Origin of the sequence: Antrihabitans stalagmiti (genome assembly GCF_016482825.1) — a bacterium.
GTDB classification, from domain to species: Bacteria; Actinomycetota; Actinomycetes; order Mycobacteriales; family Mycobacteriaceae; genus Antrihabitans; species Antrihabitans stalagmiti.
Genome location: NZ_JAEMNV010000002.1, coordinates 486,472 through 503,670, shown reverse-complemented (window position 1 = coordinate 503,670; position 17,199 = coordinate 486,472). Strand labels below are relative to the sequence as shown.

18 protein-coding genes are annotated in these 17,199 nt (G+C 65.7%); 14 read left to right on the top strand and 4 right to left on the bottom strand.

The genetic code is table 11. The features are described 5' to 3' along the window. The first annotated feature begins 107 nt into the window (after nucleotides 1-107). Together rplM and rpsI are read left to right on the top strand one after the other, a co-directional pair. Complete coding sequence (gene rplM, locus JGU71_RS06685; RefSeq protein WP_199703238.1) at nucleotides 108-551, top strand: 50S ribosomal protein L13; 444 nt, start codon at nucleotides 108-110, stop codon at nucleotides 549-551. Continuing rightward, nucleotides 548-1,063, top strand: coding sequence for a 30S ribosomal protein S9 (gene rpsI / locus JGU71_RS06680; protein WP_199703237.1), 516 nt, complete (start codon nucleotides 548-550; stop codon nucleotides 1,061-1,063). Before rplM ends, rpsI begins: the two co-directional genes overlap by 4 nt. Nucleotides 1,064-1,140: 77 nt before the next feature. On the opposite strand, the gene JGU71_RS06675 is transcribed toward rpsI, so the two are convergent. Next, nucleotides 1,141-2,142: an LLM class flavin-dependent oxidoreductase gene (locus JGU71_RS06675; protein ID WP_199703236.1), complete on the bottom strand. Its 1,002-nt coding sequence runs from the start codon at nucleotides 2,140-2,142 to the stop codon at nucleotides 1,141-1,143. 168 nt (nucleotides 2,143-2,310) lie between these two features. On the opposite strand from JGU71_RS06675, the gene glmM reads away from it, so the two are divergent. The 4 genes from glmM to JGU71_RS06655 all read left to right on the top strand — a co-directional run bounded on the left by glmM (nucleotide 2,311) and on the right by JGU71_RS06655 (nucleotide 5,895). After that, a complete protein-coding gene (gene glmM, locus JGU71_RS06670) occupies nucleotides 2,311-3,648 on the top strand; it encodes a phosphoglucosamine mutase (protein ID WP_199703616.1) in 1,338 nt (445 codons plus the stop codon). A gap of 98 nt (nucleotides 3,649-3,746) precedes the next feature. After that, the gene (locus tag JGU71_RS06665; RefSeq protein WP_199703235.1) at nucleotides 3,747-4,043 is read left to right on the top strand and encodes a hypothetical protein; all 297 of its coding nucleotides are present in this window, start codon (nucleotides 3,747-3,749) and stop codon (nucleotides 4,041-4,043) included. Then, nucleotides 4,040-5,662 carry a hypothetical protein gene (locus JGU71_RS06660; protein ID WP_199703234.1) on the top strand — a complete coding sequence of 541 codons (1,623 nt, stop codon included), beginning with the start codon at nucleotides 4,040-4,042 and terminating at the stop codon, nucleotides 5,660-5,662. The genes JGU71_RS06665 and JGU71_RS06660 overlap by 4 nt, the downstream gene beginning before the upstream one ends. Continuing rightward, nucleotides 5,659-5,895, top strand: a complete 237-nt coding sequence (locus tag JGU71_RS06655; protein ID WP_199703233.1) for a hypothetical protein — start codon at nucleotides 5,659-5,661, stop codon at nucleotides 5,893-5,895. Before JGU71_RS06660 ends, JGU71_RS06655 begins: the two co-directional genes overlap by 4 nt. On the opposite strand, the gene JGU71_RS06650 is transcribed toward JGU71_RS06655, so the two are convergent. Further along, a complete protein-coding gene (locus tag JGU71_RS06650) occupies nucleotides 5,868-6,725 on the bottom strand; it encodes a dienelactone hydrolase family protein (protein ID WP_199703232.1) in 858 nt (285 codons plus the stop codon). The genes JGU71_RS06655 and JGU71_RS06650 overlap by 28 nt on opposite strands. 119 nt (nucleotides 6,726-6,844) lie before the next feature. On the opposite strand from JGU71_RS06650, the gene glmS reads away from it, so the two are divergent. Next, a complete protein-coding gene (glmS, locus tag JGU71_RS06645) occupies nucleotides 6,845-8,710 on the top strand; it encodes a glutamine--fructose-6-phosphate transaminase (isomerizing) (RefSeq protein WP_199703231.1) in 1,866 nt (621 codons plus the stop codon). 69 nt (nucleotides 8,711-8,779) lie between these two features. Here glmS and JGU71_RS06640 read toward each other — a convergent pair whose 3' ends face one another. Further along, nucleotides 8,780-9,223 (bottom strand): cupredoxin domain-containing protein, encoded by a 444-nt coding sequence (locus JGU71_RS06640; RefSeq protein WP_199703230.1) that lies wholly within the window; start codon nucleotides 9,221-9,223, stop codon nucleotides 8,780-8,782. A gap of 56 nt (nucleotides 9,224-9,279) precedes the next feature. Between JGU71_RS06640 and JGU71_RS06635 the strand changes: the two genes are divergently transcribed. From JGU71_RS06635 to tsaD, 7 genes are read left to right on the top strand one after another with little or no spacing between them, the layout of a single operon-like run. After that, nucleotides 9,280-10,713: an NAD(P)H-hydrate dehydratase gene (locus JGU71_RS06635; RefSeq protein ID WP_199703229.1), complete on the top strand. Its 1,434-nt coding sequence runs from the start codon at nucleotides 9,280-9,282 to the stop codon at nucleotides 10,711-10,713. A gap of 37 nt (nucleotides 10,714-10,750) precedes the next feature. Further along, nucleotides 10,751-11,911, top strand: coding sequence for an alanine racemase (alr, locus tag JGU71_RS06630; RefSeq protein WP_307829533.1), 1,161 nt, complete (start codon nucleotides 10,751-10,753; stop codon nucleotides 11,909-11,911). Continuing rightward, nucleotides 11,908-12,969, top strand: coding sequence for an alpha/beta fold hydrolase (locus JGU71_RS06625; protein WP_199703228.1), 1,062 nt, complete (start codon nucleotides 11,908-11,910; stop codon nucleotides 12,967-12,969). Before alr ends, JGU71_RS06625 begins: the two co-directional genes overlap by 4 nt. Then, on the top strand, nucleotides 12,959-13,411 hold the full coding sequence (tsaE, locus tag JGU71_RS06620; RefSeq protein ID WP_199703227.1) for a tRNA (adenosine(37)-N6)-threonylcarbamoyltransferase complex ATPase subunit type 1 TsaE: 453 nt from the start codon (nucleotides 12,959-12,961) through the stop codon (nucleotides 13,409-13,411). The genes JGU71_RS06625 and tsaE overlap by 11 nt, the downstream gene beginning before the upstream one ends. A gap of 27 nt (nucleotides 13,412-13,438) precedes the next feature. Beyond that, the gene (tsaB, locus tag JGU71_RS06615; protein WP_199703226.1) at nucleotides 13,439-14,098 is read left to right on the top strand and encodes a tRNA (adenosine(37)-N6)-threonylcarbamoyltransferase complex dimerization subunit type 1 TsaB; all 660 of its coding nucleotides are present in this window, start codon (nucleotides 13,439-13,441) and stop codon (nucleotides 14,096-14,098) included. After that, the gene (gene rimI / locus JGU71_RS06610) at nucleotides 14,095-14,583 is read left to right on the top strand and encodes a ribosomal protein S18-alanine N-acetyltransferase (RefSeq protein WP_199703225.1); all 489 of its coding nucleotides are present in this window, start codon (nucleotides 14,095-14,097) and stop codon (nucleotides 14,581-14,583) included. The genes tsaB and rimI overlap by 4 nt, the downstream gene beginning before the upstream one ends. Beyond that, complete coding sequence (tsaD, locus tag JGU71_RS06605) at nucleotides 14,580-15,617, top strand: tRNA (adenosine(37)-N6)-threonylcarbamoyltransferase complex transferase subunit TsaD (RefSeq protein ID WP_199703224.1); 1,038 nt, start codon at nucleotides 14,580-14,582, stop codon at nucleotides 15,615-15,617. The genes rimI and tsaD overlap by 4 nt, the downstream gene beginning before the upstream one ends. A 25-nt stretch (nucleotides 15,618-15,642) precedes the next feature. On the opposite strand, the gene JGU71_RS06600 is transcribed toward tsaD, so the two are convergent. Then, nucleotides 15,643-17,181 carry an Hsp70 family protein gene (locus JGU71_RS06600; RefSeq protein ID WP_199703223.1) on the bottom strand — a complete coding sequence of 513 codons (1,539 nt, stop codon included), beginning with the start codon at nucleotides 17,179-17,181 and terminating at the stop codon, nucleotides 15,643-15,645. Between the last annotated feature and the right edge of the window lie 18 nt (nucleotides 17,182-17,199).

Sequence of the window (17,199 nt, the reverse complement as noted above, 5' to 3'; positions counted from 1 at the left end):
TGTTCGATGCCCGGTGTAAACCGAGCCCCGGGTCTCAGTTGGCCGCCGGGGGTACAACTCGACCGCTCGTCTGGCTGGCACCACCTACGAACAGACAGGGATTATCTGTGCCTACGTACAGCCCCAAGGCCGGTGACGTCACACGCACGTGGCACGTCATCGATGCCACTGACGTAGTGCTCGGCCGTCTTGCCGTTCAAGCAGCGAACTTGCTGCGCGGTAAGCACAAGCCGACCTACGCAGCAAACGTCGACGGCGGCGATTTCGTCGTCATCATCAACGCCGAGAAGGTTGCCATCAGCGGCAACAAGCTCACCGGCAAATTCCTGCACCACCACTCGGGTCACCCGGGCGGTCTCAAGTCCCGCTCTGTCGGCGAGGTGCTGGCCAACAACCCGGCTCGTCTCGTGGAGAAGGCCGTTTTCGGCATGATCCCGAAGAACAAGCTCGGCAGCGTCATCGGCAGCAAGCTGAAGGTGTACGCAGGTCCGGACCATCCGCACAAGGCTCAGAAGCCGGTTCCCTTCGAGATCAAGCAGGTGGCCCAGTGACCGCACCGGAAGAGCAGATCGTGTCCGAAGCTGCAGACGACGTCGCTGTCGAGGTTGCTGCTGACGAGTACACCGAGGTCGAGCACGTCGAAGCCGAGCGTCCCGCGCTGGCTCCGATCGTCATCGACCGTCCGGTGCAGACCGTCGGTCGCCGTAAGGAAGCGGTTGTCCGGGTTCGCCTGACCCCGGGCACCGGTCAGTTCACGCTGAACGGCCGCACGCTCGAGAACTACTTCCCGAACAAGGTTCACCAGCAGCTCATCAAGTCGCCGCTGGTGCTTGTCGAGCGCGCAGAAGCCTTCGACGTAGTGGTGCTGCTGCACGGTGGCGGACCGTCGGGACAGGCAGGCGCATTGCGTCTCGCCATCGCCCGCGCCCTCATCGAGGTCACCCCGGACGACCGTCCCGCGCTCAAGCGCGCCGGTTTCCTCACGCGTGACCCGCGTGCAGTCGAGCGCAAGAAGTACGGCCTGAAGAAGGCACGCAAGGCGCCTCAGTACTCGAAGCGCTGATCTTCAGCCACACAGCATGTCCAAGAGCGGGCGTCCCTTACGGGGCGCCCGCTTTTGTGTGCTCGGTCCGTGTGTGTTCAGAGGGAAACGTCGCCGACGATCTTGTAGGACCGGATGCGGTCGTCGAGGGAATGCATCATCGTCGACACCATGATTTCGTCCGCGTCGGTCAGCGCGAGCAGCTCCTGGAGTTCGGTCTGGACGGTGTCGGGTCCACCGACGATGTAGCCGGCAGCGGACGGCCGCACGATCGCCTCCTGCTCCGGCGTGAGCGGATTGGCTGCAGCTTCTTCGGGGCTCGGAAAGCGGCCCGGTTTTCCGGCCCGCAGCCGAGCCATCGTCAGTTTGAGGGGCGCAGCGAGATAGTGCGCACGTTCGTCGGACTCGGCGGCGACGACCGACACCGTGACCATCGCATAGGGCTCGTCGAGGACTTCAGATGGGCGGAATGCCTCACGGTAGGTCCGCAGCGCGGGCATCGTCTGCGCAGGTGAGAAGTGCCGTGCGAAGGCAAACGGCAGGCCGAGCAGGCCTGCGACCTGGGCGCTGTAGGTACTCGACCCGAGTAGCCACACCGCAAACTTGGCTCCGAGACCCGGCGTCGCGGTGATCGCCCGGTAGGGATGGTCGTCGGGAAAACTGTTGTCGACGAACGCACGCAGGTGCAGCAGTTGCTGCGGGAATTCGTCCTCGTTCAATTGGTCGGCCTGGCGGCGCAACGCATGGGCGGTCACCTGATCGGTGCCGGGAGCGCGGCCGATTCCGAGGTCGATGCGATCGGGGAACAATGCATCCAACGTTCCGAACTGTTCGGCGACCACAAGCGGCGCGTGATTCGGCAGCATCACACCGCCCGACCCGACCCTGATTCGCTCGGTTGCCGCCGCGACCTGGCCGATCATGATCGAAGGCGCCGCGCTGGCGATGCCGGGCATCGAATGGTGTTCGGCCAGCCAGAAGCGGTGATAGCCCAGCGCCTCGACCTCCTTGGCCAACGTGATGGTGCCGCGCAGGGCGTCACCCACGGTGGACCCTTGCGCAACGGGGGACAGATCGAGGACAGAGAGTGGGACAGTCACCTCTGTGGCAACGCTGAGTCGACGCGTCGTGTTCCGTGGCGGGCTTCCAGGCGAGCGCCGTTGTTGGTGACATAACCGACAGACATCGCGAATCGATGCATGGCCTCGGGTGCGGGCGCGATACGGTCTGCGCTGGAAGAAGTACGCAAGCGATACGAGGAGTTGCAGATGGCGCGGTTGTTCGGCACCGACGGGGTTCGCGGGCTGGCCAACGAGACGCTGACCGCGGCGTTGGCCCTACGGATAGCGGGCGCCGCCGCGCAAGTGCTTGCCGCAGACCCGCAACGTGGCGCGCGGCCCGCCGCGGTTGTCGGGCGTGACGGCCGTGCCAGTGGTGAAATGCTGTCCGCTGCCGTCTCGGCAGGTCTTACGGCTGCCGGTGTCGACGTGATCGATATCGGGGTGGTTCCCACCCCCGCCGTCGCCTACCTCACCAACGAATACGCGGCGTGTCTCGGCGTGATGATCTCCGCCTCGCACAATCCGATGCCCGACAACGGCATCAAGATCTTCGCAGCGGGTGGGCACAAACTCGACGACGATGCAGAAGACAGGATCGAGAGCGTCATCGAAAGCGGTCAGATTCGACATCCGACCGGTGCCGAGATCGGACGCATCCATGTGATCGCAGACGCGGGCGACAAGTACGTCGAGCATCTCGGCGTCGCCAGCCCGGTGAGTCTGAAAGGCCTCAAGATCGTCGTCGATTGTGCGCACGGCGCCGCCTCTGTTGTCGGTCCGGCCGCGTACGCGGCAGCGGGCGCCGACGTGATCGCGATCAACGCCGCACCGGACGGACTGAACATCAACGACGGCTGCGGATCGACGCACATGGACGATCTGCAGAAAGCGGTCGTCGCGCACGGTGCCGATGCAGGCATCGCCCACGACGGCGACGCCGATCGCTGCCTTGCCGTCGATGCAACCGGTGCGATCGTCGACGGCGACGCCATCATGGCAGTGCTTGCCGTCGCGATGAGCGAATCCGGCGAACTCGCCCAGAACACCCTCGTCGCCACCGTCATGAGCAATCTCGGCCTGCATATCGCGATGAACGAGGCGGGAATCACCCTCAAGACCACCGGGGTCGGTGATCGGTACGTGCTCGAAGAATTGCGAAAAGGTCAGTACACACTCGGTGGTGAACAGTCCGGACACGTTGTGCTGCCGAAGTTTTCGACGACAGGCGACGGTGTGCTGACAGCTTTGCGCTTGCTCGGCCGGATGGCGGACACCGGCAAGTCGCTCGCTGAGCTCGCTTCGGTGATGACGACGCTGCCGCAGGTGCTCGTCAATGTTCGAGTCACAGACAAGGCTGCCGTCGCAGTCGCACCGAAGGTCCTCGACGCGGTCGCCGCGGTCGAACGCGAACTCGGCGACAGAGGCCGAGTGTTGTTGCGGCCCAGCGGAACCGAGCAACTCGTCAGAGTGATGGTGGAAGCGACCGATATCGAACGCGCACAGCGCCTCGCAGACGAGCTCGCCGAACTGGTCGGCGCGGTCTGAATTCGAGTGGAACCGGTGGGGTCCGGGACGCGTCTTAGTTCGTAGTTGGGTTTGTCCGGATCCGGCGCGGATCGGCTGACGGGTGGGGGGTTCGAGGCATGGCGATGGACCTTGCTGCCGTTCGCGGCGTTGTCGAAGCCATGATGCGATCCGCTGACACCGTCGCGCACGCGAGTCGCGGAATCGGATCGTGCAGTCTCGGGTCGGAAGCGACCGGCCGAAACTATCGACCCGAAGGTGCCGCGCTGTTTGCAGGCTACGAGCGACTACAGCGAGCTATCGACGGCTGGTCGGTCGCGATTGCGGCGGCTGCACGCGGCGTCGAGGAGACGGTAGACAGCTACGAATCGATGGACAGTTCGACCAGCACCGAACTCGGTGGCCTGCACCCGTGACCGGGGAGGTCGACGGCATCCTCGCCGAAGGGGTCCCCGGTGTCGCTCACCTGCGCCGATTGGTCGACCTGGCTCGGCGGTGCAGTACGCGCCACTGGCCCGACGACACCTTCTTCGACGCCTACGACCAGCAGCGTGGCATTCAGCTCGACCGGCTTCGCGTCGACATCGAGCAGGTGGATGCCGTGCTCGCGACGCTGGCGACCGAACGCGATTCCGCGCAAGCGCACATTCTTCGACTCGAATCGGCGTGGAACGACGACCCCGGAGCCGACGGCGCGAGGGCCAACCTTCGGTCGGTACTCGAACGCGCGACCAACGACAGTGTCGCGCTCGCCGATGTGCAGGGTGCGCTCACTGCCGCCGCACGTGCGATTCCCGCAGTGCTGCAAGGCAAAGCGGACCTGACCCTCGCCCTGGCAGCCGATGTGGACGGCAAGTCGATCAGCGCGATAGACGTCGTGATCGGAACATCGACAAGCGACACGACTCTGCCGCTCGGCTTGCGTCGGGTCGTCGAGTTGGGAGTTGCCTTTCCGGAGCTTCCTCTGGTGACACTCCTGGCGCAGGCGCCGTTCTCCGCGACAGCAACACAGCGGGTGATCGATCATTGCAAGTCGTGGTGCGACGAGGTTTTCGTTCCTACGGTGCTGGCTCGGCTACGGGTCTTCGAGCAGTCGAACATATTCGCAGACAACGCAATCCGAACAATCTACGCGACGGTCACCAAGGCGATGAACGCCGTCGACGACGCGCCGTACCCGTCGCCGGCTTCGCTGCAATCCGATCCTCGACCCGGCGACCGAACAACCTCCGAAGTCGGCACACCACCCAGCGCGCCGAATGCGGTTGCCCCATCGGCGTCGGTGGCGACTTCGAATGTGGCAGCACCGAATTCGGCAGTTCCCGCAGCGACACCGTCGGCACCGATTCCGTCGGTGCACAGCAACGTCGACGGTCCTGTTCCCAATGTGGTCCAGTATCCCGAAGCGGCCGTCGAGTCCGGACCACGCGTCGATCAAGTACAGGTCGGCGCGTTGCTGACAGGGTTGATCACGGCGGCGGGTGAGGTCGTCGAAGGCCTCGTCGAGGCAGTACTGCCCGCCGTGCTGTCCGTCGTCGAACAAGCAGCAGTGGAGGAACCCGCGGAACAGCCCGTCGCGTTCGACCTCGGCGCCGACAGGATCGTCATCGACAAGCCTGCCGACGACACTCACCTCGATCTCGTCACGACCGATCAGGACGGTCGGTCGCAGTCGTTCCAGCTTGCGATCGACGACACCGGAACGCCCGTTGTGACAGATGTGGACGGAACGGAGCCTGGAGCTGTAGTTCGGAACACCGAGGCAACGCCGGCCGAGCCATCCGCGACGCCGCCGACCGAGGCGGACGAACCCGTGGCGCCTGCGCCCGACCCGCACACCGAGGGTCCGGTAGTACGCGCACCGAACAATCCGGTCCGCGAAGACGGCGGTGCCCAACGAGAATTTCAACCGAGAGTCATCGAACCGCGAGCCGAGCAACAGGTCGAGATACAACCGAGCGGACCTGATCCTGTCCTCGACACGATGGTGAGCGACTCGGCGGGTGCAGCGCTACCCGAGGCGGGCGACCTGTGACGGCAGCCGACGAGATCGATCAGGTTGTGGCCGGGCACCGCCGGGCGATGGCCGGGCTACGTGAAGAACTCGACTCGGCAGGTGAACGCGCTGCAATGCGGTCGCGACGAATGGTGGTCCCTTCGATCGGCGACGACTCCCGGTCGGTACCCGTCCAGGAGGACATTGCCGAACCGCAGGTCGAACCCCAGCTCGAACCGGACGACTACTTGCCGCGCAGCTGGCTGATCTGACCCAGCGGCGATTTCTTCTTGGCCACCTCTTCGACCGCAAAGGGGTCGACGAGCTGGGTCTTGGGGATAGACGAGTCTGCTTCGGCGAAGTCGGAGTACTTCTTGTCGCCGGTGAGTGTGTACAGCAGGAAGCCGGTGAGGATTGCGCGAGCCGTCTTCTGCGTTGTCTTCTCGGCTTTGCCGACGCCGAGGGCCCCCAGCACACGACGGCCTTCGAGTAGCCCGTTGCCCGACGCTTTGTCGATGCTGCGAAGCACCGCCTCGCCACCCCACGCTGCTGCGAGGTCTTTCGCATTGGAGTCGATCGCGCTGATGTCGGTTGCGCCGGCAAGGATCAGTGCTGGAGCTGTGATCTTGGGCGCAATTGCTTCGGACTTCGGTGCCGTCGGCGCCGGGAACAAGGCTGCCACCGCGGCGACCGGTCGTTGCGCCGCGGCGATGACGGCGACGCCCGCGCCCATGCCGTGGCCGGCGAAAGCGAGCTTGTCGGGATGCACGCTGATGTCGCCGTGGCCGAGTCGGATGCCGGTGCAGATGTCGAGTGTGGTCTGCAGGTCGGTCGCAAGTGCCAGGTGTGACGGGAAGGGTCCGCGCTCGGTATTCGGCGCTGCGGCGACGATTCCCCATGATGCAAGGTGCTGCAGCAGCGAGAGGTAGTTGTCTACGCCGCTCATCCAACCGTGTGCGAAGGCGACCGCGGGCAAACCCAAACCCTCGGATGGTGTGAACACAGCACCTGGCTGGCCGGCGAGCGCCAAATCGCCACGCTGCACTCGGTGTGGTCCACGACTGGCAAGTTCGGACACGAGGGATTTCACAGAAGGCGCCACAGTGGTGACGTTATCCGATGTCAGGCACCGTGCGCGGGCGGACAGCGCCGGTGCGGCCGGAAAGGCTTGCTCACCACAGTGGCCTTGCAGCCAGTTTCAACCCAGTATCCTGGTGAACCATGTGTGGAATCGTTGGGTATGTCGGACACCGTGATGCGCTCGGTGTTGTGGTCGAGGCCCTCCGACGAATGGAGTATCGCGGCTACGACTCGGCGGGAATCGCAATCCTGGACGGTGCCGGTGGCGTCGCCGTCGAACGTAAAGCGGGCCGACTTGCCAACCTGGAAGCCGAGCTGGCCGAGGTCGGTGCCGAGAACTTCACCGGCTCCGCAGGTATGGGCCATACCCGTTGGGCGACCCACGGCGGACCGACGGATCGCAACGCGCACCCGCATCGGGATGCGACCGGCAAGGTAGCCGTCGTGCACAACGGCATCATCGAGAACTTTTCGCCGTTGCGTGCCGAGTTGGAGAAGGACGGCGTCGAGTTCCGCAGCGATACCGACACCGAAGCCGCGGTTCACCTGGTCTCGCGCGCGTACGCCGAAGGCCCGACGGCGGGTGATTTCGTGGCCAGCGCGCTGGCTGCTCTTCGTCGGTTGGAAGGGCACTTCACGCTGGTGTTCACGCACGCCGATCATCCGGGCACGATCGTTGCTGCCCGCCGATCCACACCACTGGTCGTCGGTGTCGGCGACGGTGAAATGTTCGTCGGCTCCGATGTGGCGGCCTTCATCGAACACACTCGTGACGCCGTCGAGCTCGGCCAGGATCAGGTTGTCGTCATCACGGCGGACAGCTACACGATCAGCGATTTCGACGGCAACACCGACGTCGTGTCGCGGCCGTTCCGTATCGACTGGGATCTCGCGGCCGCCGAAAAGGGTGGTCACGACTACTTCATGCTCAAGGAGATCCAGGAGCAGCCTGCCGCCGTCGGCGACACGCTGATCGGGCATTTCCAGAAGGGTCGCATCGTTCTCGACGAGCAGCGGCTCTCGGATCAGGAGCTGCGCGAGATCGACAAGGTGTTCGTCGTCGCCTGTGGCAGCGCGTATCACTCCGGGCTGGTTGCGAAGTACGCCATCGAGCACTGGACGAGGCTTCCCGTCGAGGTCGAGCTCGCCAGCGAATTCCGTTACCGCGACCCGGTTCTCGACCGCTCGACCCTCGTCGTCGCGATCTCCCAGTCCGGCGAGACCGCAGACACCCTCGAGGCGGTCCGCCACGCGAAGGACCAGAAAGCCCGGGTTCTCGCGGTGTGCAACACCAACGGTTCGCAGATTCCGCGTGAGGCCGACGCGGTGCTCTACACGCGGGCGGGACCGGAGATCGGTGTCGCGTCGACCAAGGCGTTCCTCGCGCAGGTCACGGCGAACTACCTCGTCGGGTTGGCGTTGGCGCAGGCGCGAGGCACCAAGTATCCCGACGAGGTCGCTCGCGAGTTCGCCGACTTGGAAGCGATGCCCGATCTCGTCCAGCGTGTGCTCGAGACCGTGGAACCGGTTCGGGCGCTTGCCCGTGAGCTGGCGCATTCGCCGACCGTTCTGTTCCTCGGTCGCCATGTGGGTTACCCGGTGGCGCTCGAAGGTGCGTTGAAGCTCAAAGAGCTCGCCTACATGCATGCCGAAGGTTTTGCCGCGGGTGAGTTGAAGCACGGCCCGATCGCACTGATCGAGGAGGGTCTGCCCGTCATCGTCGTCATGCCGTCGCCGAAGGGGCGCGCGGTGTTGCATTCGAAGCTGCTCAGCAACATTCGCGAGATCCAGGCGCGCGGCGCCCGGACCATCGTCATTGCCGAAGAGGGTGACGAGACGGTCAGGCCGTTTGCGGACAATTTGATCGAGATCCCGGTTGCGCCGACGCTGTTGCAGCCGTTGCTGTCGACGATTCCGCTGCAGGTGTTCGCGGCGGAGGTGGCGCAGGCCCGCGGGTACGACGTCGACAAGCCGCGAAATCTCGCGAAATCGGTCACGGTCGAATAGGCGGCTCCGCCGCTCGTGAGTCTTTTCGGCGGGCCCGCCCTCCGAAAAGACTCACGAGCCGCTTGCGGCCTATTCGACGACGATTGTTCCCGTCATCTCCTGATGTAGGGCGCAGATGTAGTCGTAGGTGCCCGGCTTGTCGAAGGTGACGCTGTACTCGCCCTCTTTCATGATCGGGCTGTTGATGATCAGCCCGATGTCGCGCAGACCCGTCACGTTGTGGGCCTTGCCGTCGTCGTCGAATTCCCACCTGACCGTCTGACCGGCCTCGATGGTGATCGACTGCGGCGAGAACTTCATGTCCGACACATCGATCGTCGTCACGGGGTCCGGTGCCGGAGTTGTCGTCGTCGGCGCAGGGGCTCCAGGAACGGCGATCGTCGACGATGCCGCAGCATCGTCCGCCGGATCCTGTTGTGCGCAACCTGCGCTGAAGACGACGAGTGAGATCGCCGCTACGGCGATGGCTGCCACACGCGCGCGGCGTGAGGCGTTACGAAACTGTCCGGTCATGGTTTCCCAGCGTAGCCTCGCGACTGAGAAACCAACTCGGACACGGGACGAGGCGTATGCGCGGGTATTACACGGCCGACGAAGTACGGACCGCAGAGGCGGGGTTGTTCGACGAGGTTGCCGACGGGGTCCCGATGCGTCGTGCGGCGTACGGACTCGCGACGGTTGTCGCCGCCGAACTGCGTGCCGCGACAGGGGGTGTGGCCGGGCGCTCGGTGACACTGCTCGTCGGTTCGGGCGACAACGGCGGCGACGCGCTGTGGGCGGGTTCGATGCTGCGCCGTCGCGGTGTCGCGGTTCGCGCGGTGTTGCTCGATCCTGACCGCGCGCATGTGAAAGGTCTTGCCGCATTTCGCAAATCGGGCGGACGGATCGAAACGGACATCGGCACACCGGATGTGGTGATCGATGGAATCGTCGGCATCTCCGGATCTGGTCCGCTGCGACCGGCCGCGGCTCGGCTGGTCGAGACGATAGCTGCGCCGATTGTTGCCGCCGATCTGCCGAGCGGCGTCGACGCGAACACCGGGGCCGTCGACGGACCCGCCGTCACCGCGACAGTCACCGTCGCTTTCGGAGCGCTCAAGCCGGTGCACGCGCTGGCAGCGGCGCGCTGCGGCCGAATCGAGTTGATACCCATAGGTTTACGGCTGCCCGATGCGCGATTGCAGGCTCTGGAACCCGCCGAGGTCGGCGCACTCTGGCCGGTGCCCGGACCGTTCGACGACAAGTACAGCCAAGGAGTCGTCGGCATTCGGGCCGGCAGTGCGACATATCCGGGTGCGGCTGTGTTGTGCACCGGAGCGGCGGTCGCTGCCACGTCCGGGATGGTCCGCTATGTCGGGTCGGCGACCGATCAAGTCCTCGCGCACTGTCCCGAAGTGGTTGCCGCGCAAACAATTCGGGATGCGGGCCGCGTCCAGTCCTGGGTTGTCGGGCCCGGCGGCGGAACCGACGAGGCCGCATTGCAAGCACTGCAGGACATTCTCGCGACCGACCTGCCGGTCGTCGTCGATGCCGATGCGCTCACCTTGGTCGCCGCCGATCCCGACCTGGTGCGCAATCGGAGCGCGCCGACCGTCCTGACTCCACATGCCGGCGAATTCGCGCGACTGACCGGGAGCCCGATCGGTCTCGACCGGCTCGGCGCAGTCCGTGACCTCGCGGCGAAATGGGGTGTCACAGTGCTGCTGAAGGGACGGTCGACCCTCGTCGCTGGCTCGGGCCGCACCCTCGTCAACGACGCGGGCGGCTCGTGGGCGGCGACGGCCGGTGCAGGCGACGTCTTGTCCGGCATCGTCGGCGCGCTGCTTGCGAGCGGACTCGACGCGGACCGAAGTGCCGCGGCCGCCGCTCGCGTGCATGCCCTCGCTGCCAATCTCGCCGCGACCAGGTCGGGGAACGTGGGTGCGCCGATCTCGGCGAGTCCGCTGCTGGCACAGGTGGGAGCTGCGATTCGGGTGCTTCGTGGGCAGTCCCTCAGTCCGTGAGCAATCTCGTACGCGTGGTGATGGCAAAATCGTCGCTGTGACACCGGACAGCTCGCCTCTCGCACGCTCACCTCAGGTCGAGGCGATAGTCGATCTCGACGCGATTGCCCACAACGTCGGGATTCTGCGAACCCACGCGGGAAGTGCCGATGTGCTGGTCGTGGTCAAGGCCGACGCCTACAACCACGGCGCCTACGAGGTCGCGAAGACCGCGCTTGCCGCCGGTGCGACAGCGATCGGCGTGACGACGGTCGCCGAAGCAGTTGCGTTGCGCGAGGCCGGGATCGGTGCGCCGATACTGTGCTGGCTCAACACGCCGGACGCCGACTTCACCTCGGCTGTAAGCGCCGACATCGAGATCGGTGTGGCGTCGACCGAACATCTCCGTGCTGTCGCCGCTGCCGCCAGGGCAGTTGGCGAGGCTGCAACGGTCTCGGTCAAGGTCGACACGGGCCTCAACCGCAACGGCGCATCGCCGAACGAGTATCCGCACCTGCTCGACGAACTCGTGACGCTCGCTCGCCATGGCACAGTTCGCCTCCGCGCGATCTTTTCCCACCTCGCTGTCGCGGACGAGCCGCACAACCCGACCAACGACCTGCAGCGCGACCGCTTCATCGAGGCCGTCGACGCTGCGAAGGCCCGCGGACTGACGCCGGATTTGGTGCATCTCGCGAACTCCGCGGCCACGCTGACCCGCCCCGACCTGCACTTCGATCTGGTCCGGCCAGGCATCGCGGTGTACGGGCTCACTCCGGTGCCCGACATCGGCGACTTCGGGCTGATTCCTGCGATGACCGTGCGCGCACGGGTCGCGTTGGTCAAGGAGGTCGCCGCGGGCGAGGGTGTGTCCTACGGCCACGAGTGGACCGCCGAACGCGACACGACGGTCGCCCTGCTCCCGATCGGGTACGCGGACGGGCTGCCACGTGCGCTCGGCGGCAAATTCGAGGTACTGCTCGGCGGCGCGCGGCGGCCGAGTATCGGCCGCGTCTGCATGGATCAGGTTGTCGTCGACCTCGGTCCCGATGCTGCCGGGGTCGCCGCCGGCGACGAGGCGGTGCTGTTCGGAAGCGGCAAGAACGGCGAGCCGACGGCACAGGACTGGGCAACGACGCTCAACACCATTCACTACGAAGTGGTGACCGGCATTCGCGGTCGTGCGGTCCGCAACTACGTTGGCGGAGCTGTCGAGTGAAGCGGCGCCGGGCGGGACAGATCGGCGGCGCGGCCAGCGCGGCGGCCCTCGGCTTGGTCGCGGGCGGTCGAGCGGTTCGCCGCGCAGCGCGACGTAAGAACAACGACGTCTACGCCGACGAGAACTTCGCACTGATCGACGAGGACCGCGCAAGCGTCGTCAGCGCCGACGACGGTATCGAACTGGCCGTCAGAGAATTCGGTCCACCCGACGCTCCGGTGACGGCGATCTTCATCCACGGCTTCAGCAATCGGATGACCTCGTTTCATCTGCAGCGTCGGCTGCTGAGCCAGCGGTGGGGAACCGACGTTCGAATGGTCTTCTTCGACCTTCGTGGACACGGGCTCTCGGGTCAGCCGCCCGACGAGCACTGCAGCATCGACCAACTCGGTGCGGATCTGGTCAGCGTCGTCCGCGCGACGGCTCCGCGAGGCCCGCTGCTGCTCGTCGGGCACTCGATGGGTGGGATGACGGTGCTTGCCGCAGCCCGACTACAGCCGGACCTCTTCCGCGACCGGGTAATCGGTGTCGGCCTGCTCTCGACGACGGCAGCGGGTCTTTCGCAGGTCGGTCTCGGGCGCAATCTGCGCAGCCCGGCGATAGACGGTTTCAGGCTGGCGGTCCGTGCCTCGCCGGGCGTGGTGCAGTTCGGCCGCATGGCTGCGCGTGCGCTGGTGTGGCCGGTGCTGCATGCGGCGTCGTTCCGCACCGAAGTGAGCCCGAGTCTTGCGAGGTTCGCTTACGAGATGATCGACGAGACGTCGGTCGTGACGATCGTGAAGTTCCTCCGCGCACTCGAATTGCACGACGAATCCGACGCGTTGCCCGTGCTCGCTTCGTTACCGACGTTGGTCCTTTCCGGCGACGCCGACCTAGTCATTCCCACGTCGGGAGCCCGCCGGCTCGCTGCTGCGCTACCGCACAGCGAACTTGTCGTCGTGCACCGTGCGGGCCATATGGTGCACCTCGAATTCCCGGACCTCGTCAACGACGCCATCGAACGTCTGTTGGACCGAGCCCTCGAATTTCACGAATCGGACCCGACCCATGCCCGCTGAGCGAACGCTGCCGACCACGGCGGACACCGAAGAGTTCGGTCGGATGCTCGCAGGCGAACTTGCAGCAGGTGATCTGGTCGTGCTCGACGGTCCGCTCGGTGCTGGCAAGACCGCGTTGACGCGCGGGATAGCGGCAGGTCTCGGCGTGGTCGGCAGGGTGAGTTCGCCGACCTTCATCATCGCGAGGCAGCACCGCGCGGGTCCGCACGACGGCGCGGTCGCGCTGGTACACGTCGACGCCTACCGGCTCGGTGGCGGCGACCACCTGCTCGACGACCTCGATGCACTCGATCTGGACACCGAACTCGAGCATGCTGTCGTGGTCGTCGAATGGGGTGCGGGGGTCGTCGAACATCTCGCCGAACGGCACCTGCTCGTCGCGTTGCGCCGCGAACCCGAATCGGAAGTGCGCACGGTCACCTGGGAGTGGAAGACGAGCTGATCTACGTCCGCGTATCGTTGGCGCATCATGCTCGTTCTTGCCGTCGACACCGCGACCCCGGCCGTGACGGCCGGTCTGGTGGACCTTTCCCCAACTCCGACCCTGCTCGCGAGTCGCGTGACAGTCGATCCGCGCGCTCATGCCGAGGTCCTGACACCGAGCATCCTCGAATGCCTGCACGAAGCCGGGTTCACGCCGGCCGACCTGAACGCGATCGTGGTCGGAGTCGGCCCGGGGCCGTTCACGGGCCTTCGCGTCGGGATGGCAACAGCGGCCGCGTTCGGTGATGCGCTCGGTATTCCCGTGTACGGCGTCTGCAGCCTCGACGCAATTGCCGTCGACGTCGGAGCGGCGGCGCAGGATCGGGAACTTCTTGTCGTCACCGATGCTCGACGCCGGGAGATCTATTGGGCGCGTTACCGTTCTGGTGAGCGGATCGCCGGGCCCGGTGTGTGCAAACCGGCAGATCTGGAGTTCGAATCGGCCAGGCTCATCGCCGGGTCCGCGCAACACGTCGACTACTTCGACCTCCGTGTCGAGCCTGTCGAAAGTCCGTCGCCGTTGGGGCTGGTCGGTGCGGTCGCCGACCTCGTACGGTCCGGAGCTGTGCCGGAAACCCTTGTACCGCTGTATCTTCGACGTCCGGACGCAGTCGAGACCGCCGCACGGGTGGCACGCGCGACATGACGATCGAATTGGATGTGCTTACCCCGGACGACGCCGATCGCTGCGCGGAGTTGGAGAAGTTGTTGTTTCCCGGCGACGATCCGTGGAGCGCGGGTGCGTTTCGGGCCGAACTCGCAGCGAAGCACAACAGATACTTCGCGGTGCGAACCACGCTCGAATCCGGCGTGACGTTGATGGTCGGTTATGCGGGAGTGTCGTTGCTCGGCAATCGTTTCAGTCCCGAATCGGAGGTCCACACGATCGGCGTCGACCCGTCCTATCAGCGGCGAGGCGTCGGGACACTGCTGCTCGATCGTTTGCTTGTCGAGGCCGAAAAGCACGGTGGTCCAGTGTTTCTGGAGGTCCGCACCGACAACGAGCCTGCGATCGCGCTGTATCGGAGGTACGGGTTCGACACGGTCGGCACGCGGCGCAACTACTACCAACCCAGTGGGGCCGATGCGTTCACGATGCGTCGTCCCGCAGGCGGGGGAGCACCCTCATGATCGTGATGGGCATCGAAAGTTCCTGTGACGAAACAGGAGTGGGCATTGTCGAGTTGCGTGACGACGGTACCTGCGTCCAACTCGCCGACGAGGTCGCCTCCAGCGTCGACCAACACGCCCGCTTCGGTGGTGTCGTTCCCGAGGTTGCATCACGTGCGCACCTCGAGGCGATCGTTCCGACGATGCGCCGCGCGCTTGCTGCCGCAGGCGTTGCCAAACCCGACGCGCTGGCCGTCACGATCGGTCCGGGTCTTGCCGGTGCGCTACTCGTCGGCGTTGCTGCCGCGAAGGCGTACGCCGCGGCATGGGACGTGCCGTTCTACGCGCTCAACCATCTCGGTGGCCACGTCGCCGTCGACACCCTCGAACACGGTCCGATGCCGCCCTGCGTCGCCCTGTTGGTGTCGGGTGGGCACACCCACCTGCTGCGGGTATCGGAGTTGTCGGCGCCGATCGTCGAACTCGGCAGCACGGTCGACGACGCTGCAGGTGAAGCTTTCGACAAGGTCGCTCGCCTCCTCGGTCTCGGCTTTCCCGGCGGGCCTGCGCTCGATGCAGCCGCGCAGGACGGCAATCCGTCTGCGATCGCGTTTCCGCGTGGCATGACCGGACCGCGCGATTCGCGCAACGACTTCTCGTTCTCCGGGCTTAAAACGGCGGTTGCCAGGTATGTGGAAGCACAGGAGCGCGCAGGAGCCGCGCTGTCGATACCGGACATCGCGGCGAGCTTCCAGGAGGCGGTTGCCGACGTGCTGACCATGAAGGCGGTCCGGGCTGCACACGACGCAGGAATCGACACCCTGGTGCTGGGTGGGGGTGCCACGGCCAACTCGCGGATCCGATCGATGGCGGAACAGCGTTGTGCCGATGCGGGTTTGACGTTGCGGATCCCCAAGCCACGGCTGTGCACGGACAACGGCGTGATGATCGCCGCATTGGGTGCGCACGTCGTCGCGGGTGGCGCAGGACCGTCGCAGCTGACCGCGGCTACCGATCCTGGCTTGTCGGTGTCGACGAGCCAGGTGTTCGCCTAAGCGTTGAAGCTCGGCTTGCGACCGCCTAGCCCGCTGAACCGCTGCCGAGCCGTGCGGGCGGTGGCACCGGCGCATCGCTCGGTGTCGTTGTGACGACTGGCGGATTCGGTTCGCTGTTTTCCCGCGGCGCGTAGGTCTGCGCTTCCGGCTGCGTCGGTGCAGGCACCTGCGAATCGGTGTTCGGTGCTTCCTCGGTGCTCGGCTCCGTGACGCTTGCCGGTGGGGGACCCTCGGGCGGACGTGGTAGCCACTGCTCGATCTCGGGCCACGGAATCAACGGCAGATCCGGCGCGGGTCGCAGCGTCGGCGCAGGCGTCCGAGTCGTTGTCGTCGTCGTGGTTGTCGACGATTCTGCGGGACGGCTCGACACCGGCTGCTGTTCGTAGGTGTACCCGCGCTCGGTACCGGTTGCCACCGCGGCGGGTCCTTGCGATTCGTAGGTGGGAAATGTTGCGCCGGTCTCGGTTTCGATCGGCATCGCGATGCTCGGACCAGCCGTCGCCTCCGGCGTGGTGGTCTGGGCGTTGCTGGTGCCGGCGGGAGAGACCCCACTGACGTCGTCGGGAGTCGGCGTCAGGGCCTGCACGCCGTAACCGATGACGAGCCCGACGACGACGAACGCGCCGACGAGTGCACCGACGACCTTGGTGAACGTTCCGATAGGCGCGTCCGATCCCATGCTGACGATGGGATAGCTCAGTGGGCCCGACGAATCGGCAAGAAGCGCTGCCCCTTTGGCGATGACGGCTTCGGGTTCGTCGATCGCGAGGACCGGAATGCCGAGTTTGTCTCCCAGCCCGGTACGGACGATCGGGATGTTGGCACCGCCGCCGACGACCGCGATGATCTCGGGTTGGTGTGCTGCCTCGGCGAATACTCCGCCTGCGAAGGCCGCAGCCTCGTGCAGGAGGATGCCGATGAGTTTCTCGAAGTCGGCGCGGGTCAGCTCGAGGGGCAGACCGTCCACATGGTCGACGGTCACAGCGTCGTTGGTGGACAGATGCTCTTTTGCTGCTCTTGCCCTGGCAGTCAGTGAGGCTCGGCTCGGCCGTTCGCCGTGTGCGTAGTGCTCGGACACCAGGTGGCCCGCGACCAGTTCGTCGATCGCGTTGCCGCTGATGTCGGTGGTGCGCTGCGATTCGAGCACGGTGCCGTCGACCTGATCGAGCACGGTGACGGTGAGGCCGGACGCGCCGAGATCGAACACGGCGATCGTCTTGTGCTGGGCGACCTCGCCGGTGCTGCGCAGGTAGGTCAACGCTGCGGCCGATTCGGGAACGAGTTGGAGATCGCGTCGGCGGGTACCGACCGCTGACCTGATCGCGTGCGTTTGTTCGCGTGACCGGTAGGCGACGGCGATGCCGCGTGGTGCGACCTTGTCCTGCAGGACCTGCGTCGTCATCAGTTCGATAGAGGACGCGACGAGATCGCCCAGGTCGGTATTGGCCTGGTCGTCGGCGGAGATGACGCGGTATTCGATGGTCTGTGCGCCGTTCGGCGTGGTGGTGAGCAAGGCAGAGCAGACCACTTCGCTGCCGGCTGAAACTCCCAGCGACGTTCGCATTTCTCACCTCCCGCGAAG

Bases quoted from the DNA above. Each gene is read 5' to 3' on its own strand.
- tsaD (WP_199703224.1), top strand. From the start codon at position 14,580: ATGATCGTGATGGGCATCGAAAGTTCCTGTGACGAAACAGGAGTGGGC.
- JGU71_RS06600 (WP_199703223.1), bottom strand. From the start codon at position 17,181: ATGCGAACGTCGCTGGGAGTTTCAGCCGGCAGCGAAGTGGTCTGCTCT.
- rimI (WP_199703225.1), top strand. From the start codon at position 14,095: ATGACGATCGAATTGGATGTGCTTACCCCGGACGACGCCGATCGCTGC.
- glmM (WP_199703616.1), top strand. From the start codon at position 2,311: ATGGCGCGGTTGTTCGGCACCGACGGGGTTCGCGGGCTGGCCAACGAG.
- tsaB (WP_199703226.1), top strand. From the start codon at position 13,439: ATGCTCGTTCTTGCCGTCGACACCGCGACCCCGGCCGTGACGGCCGGT.
- JGU71_RS06640 (WP_199703230.1), bottom strand. From the start codon at position 9,223: ATGACCGGACAGTTTCGTAACGCCTCACGCCGCGCGCGTGTGGCAGCC.
- JGU71_RS06665 (WP_199703235.1), top strand. From the start codon at position 3,747: ATGGCGATGGACCTTGCTGCCGTTCGCGGCGTTGTCGAAGCCATGATG.
- JGU71_RS06635 (WP_199703229.1), top strand. From the start codon at position 9,280: ATGCGCGGGTATTACACGGCCGACGAAGTACGGACCGCAGAGGCGGGG.
- tsaE (WP_199703227.1), top strand. From the start codon at position 12,959: ATGCCCGCTGAGCGAACGCTGCCGACCACGGCGGACACCGAAGAGTTC.
- glmS (WP_199703231.1), top strand. From the start codon at position 6,845: ATGTGTGGAATCGTTGGGTATGTCGGACACCGTGATGCGCTCGGTGTT.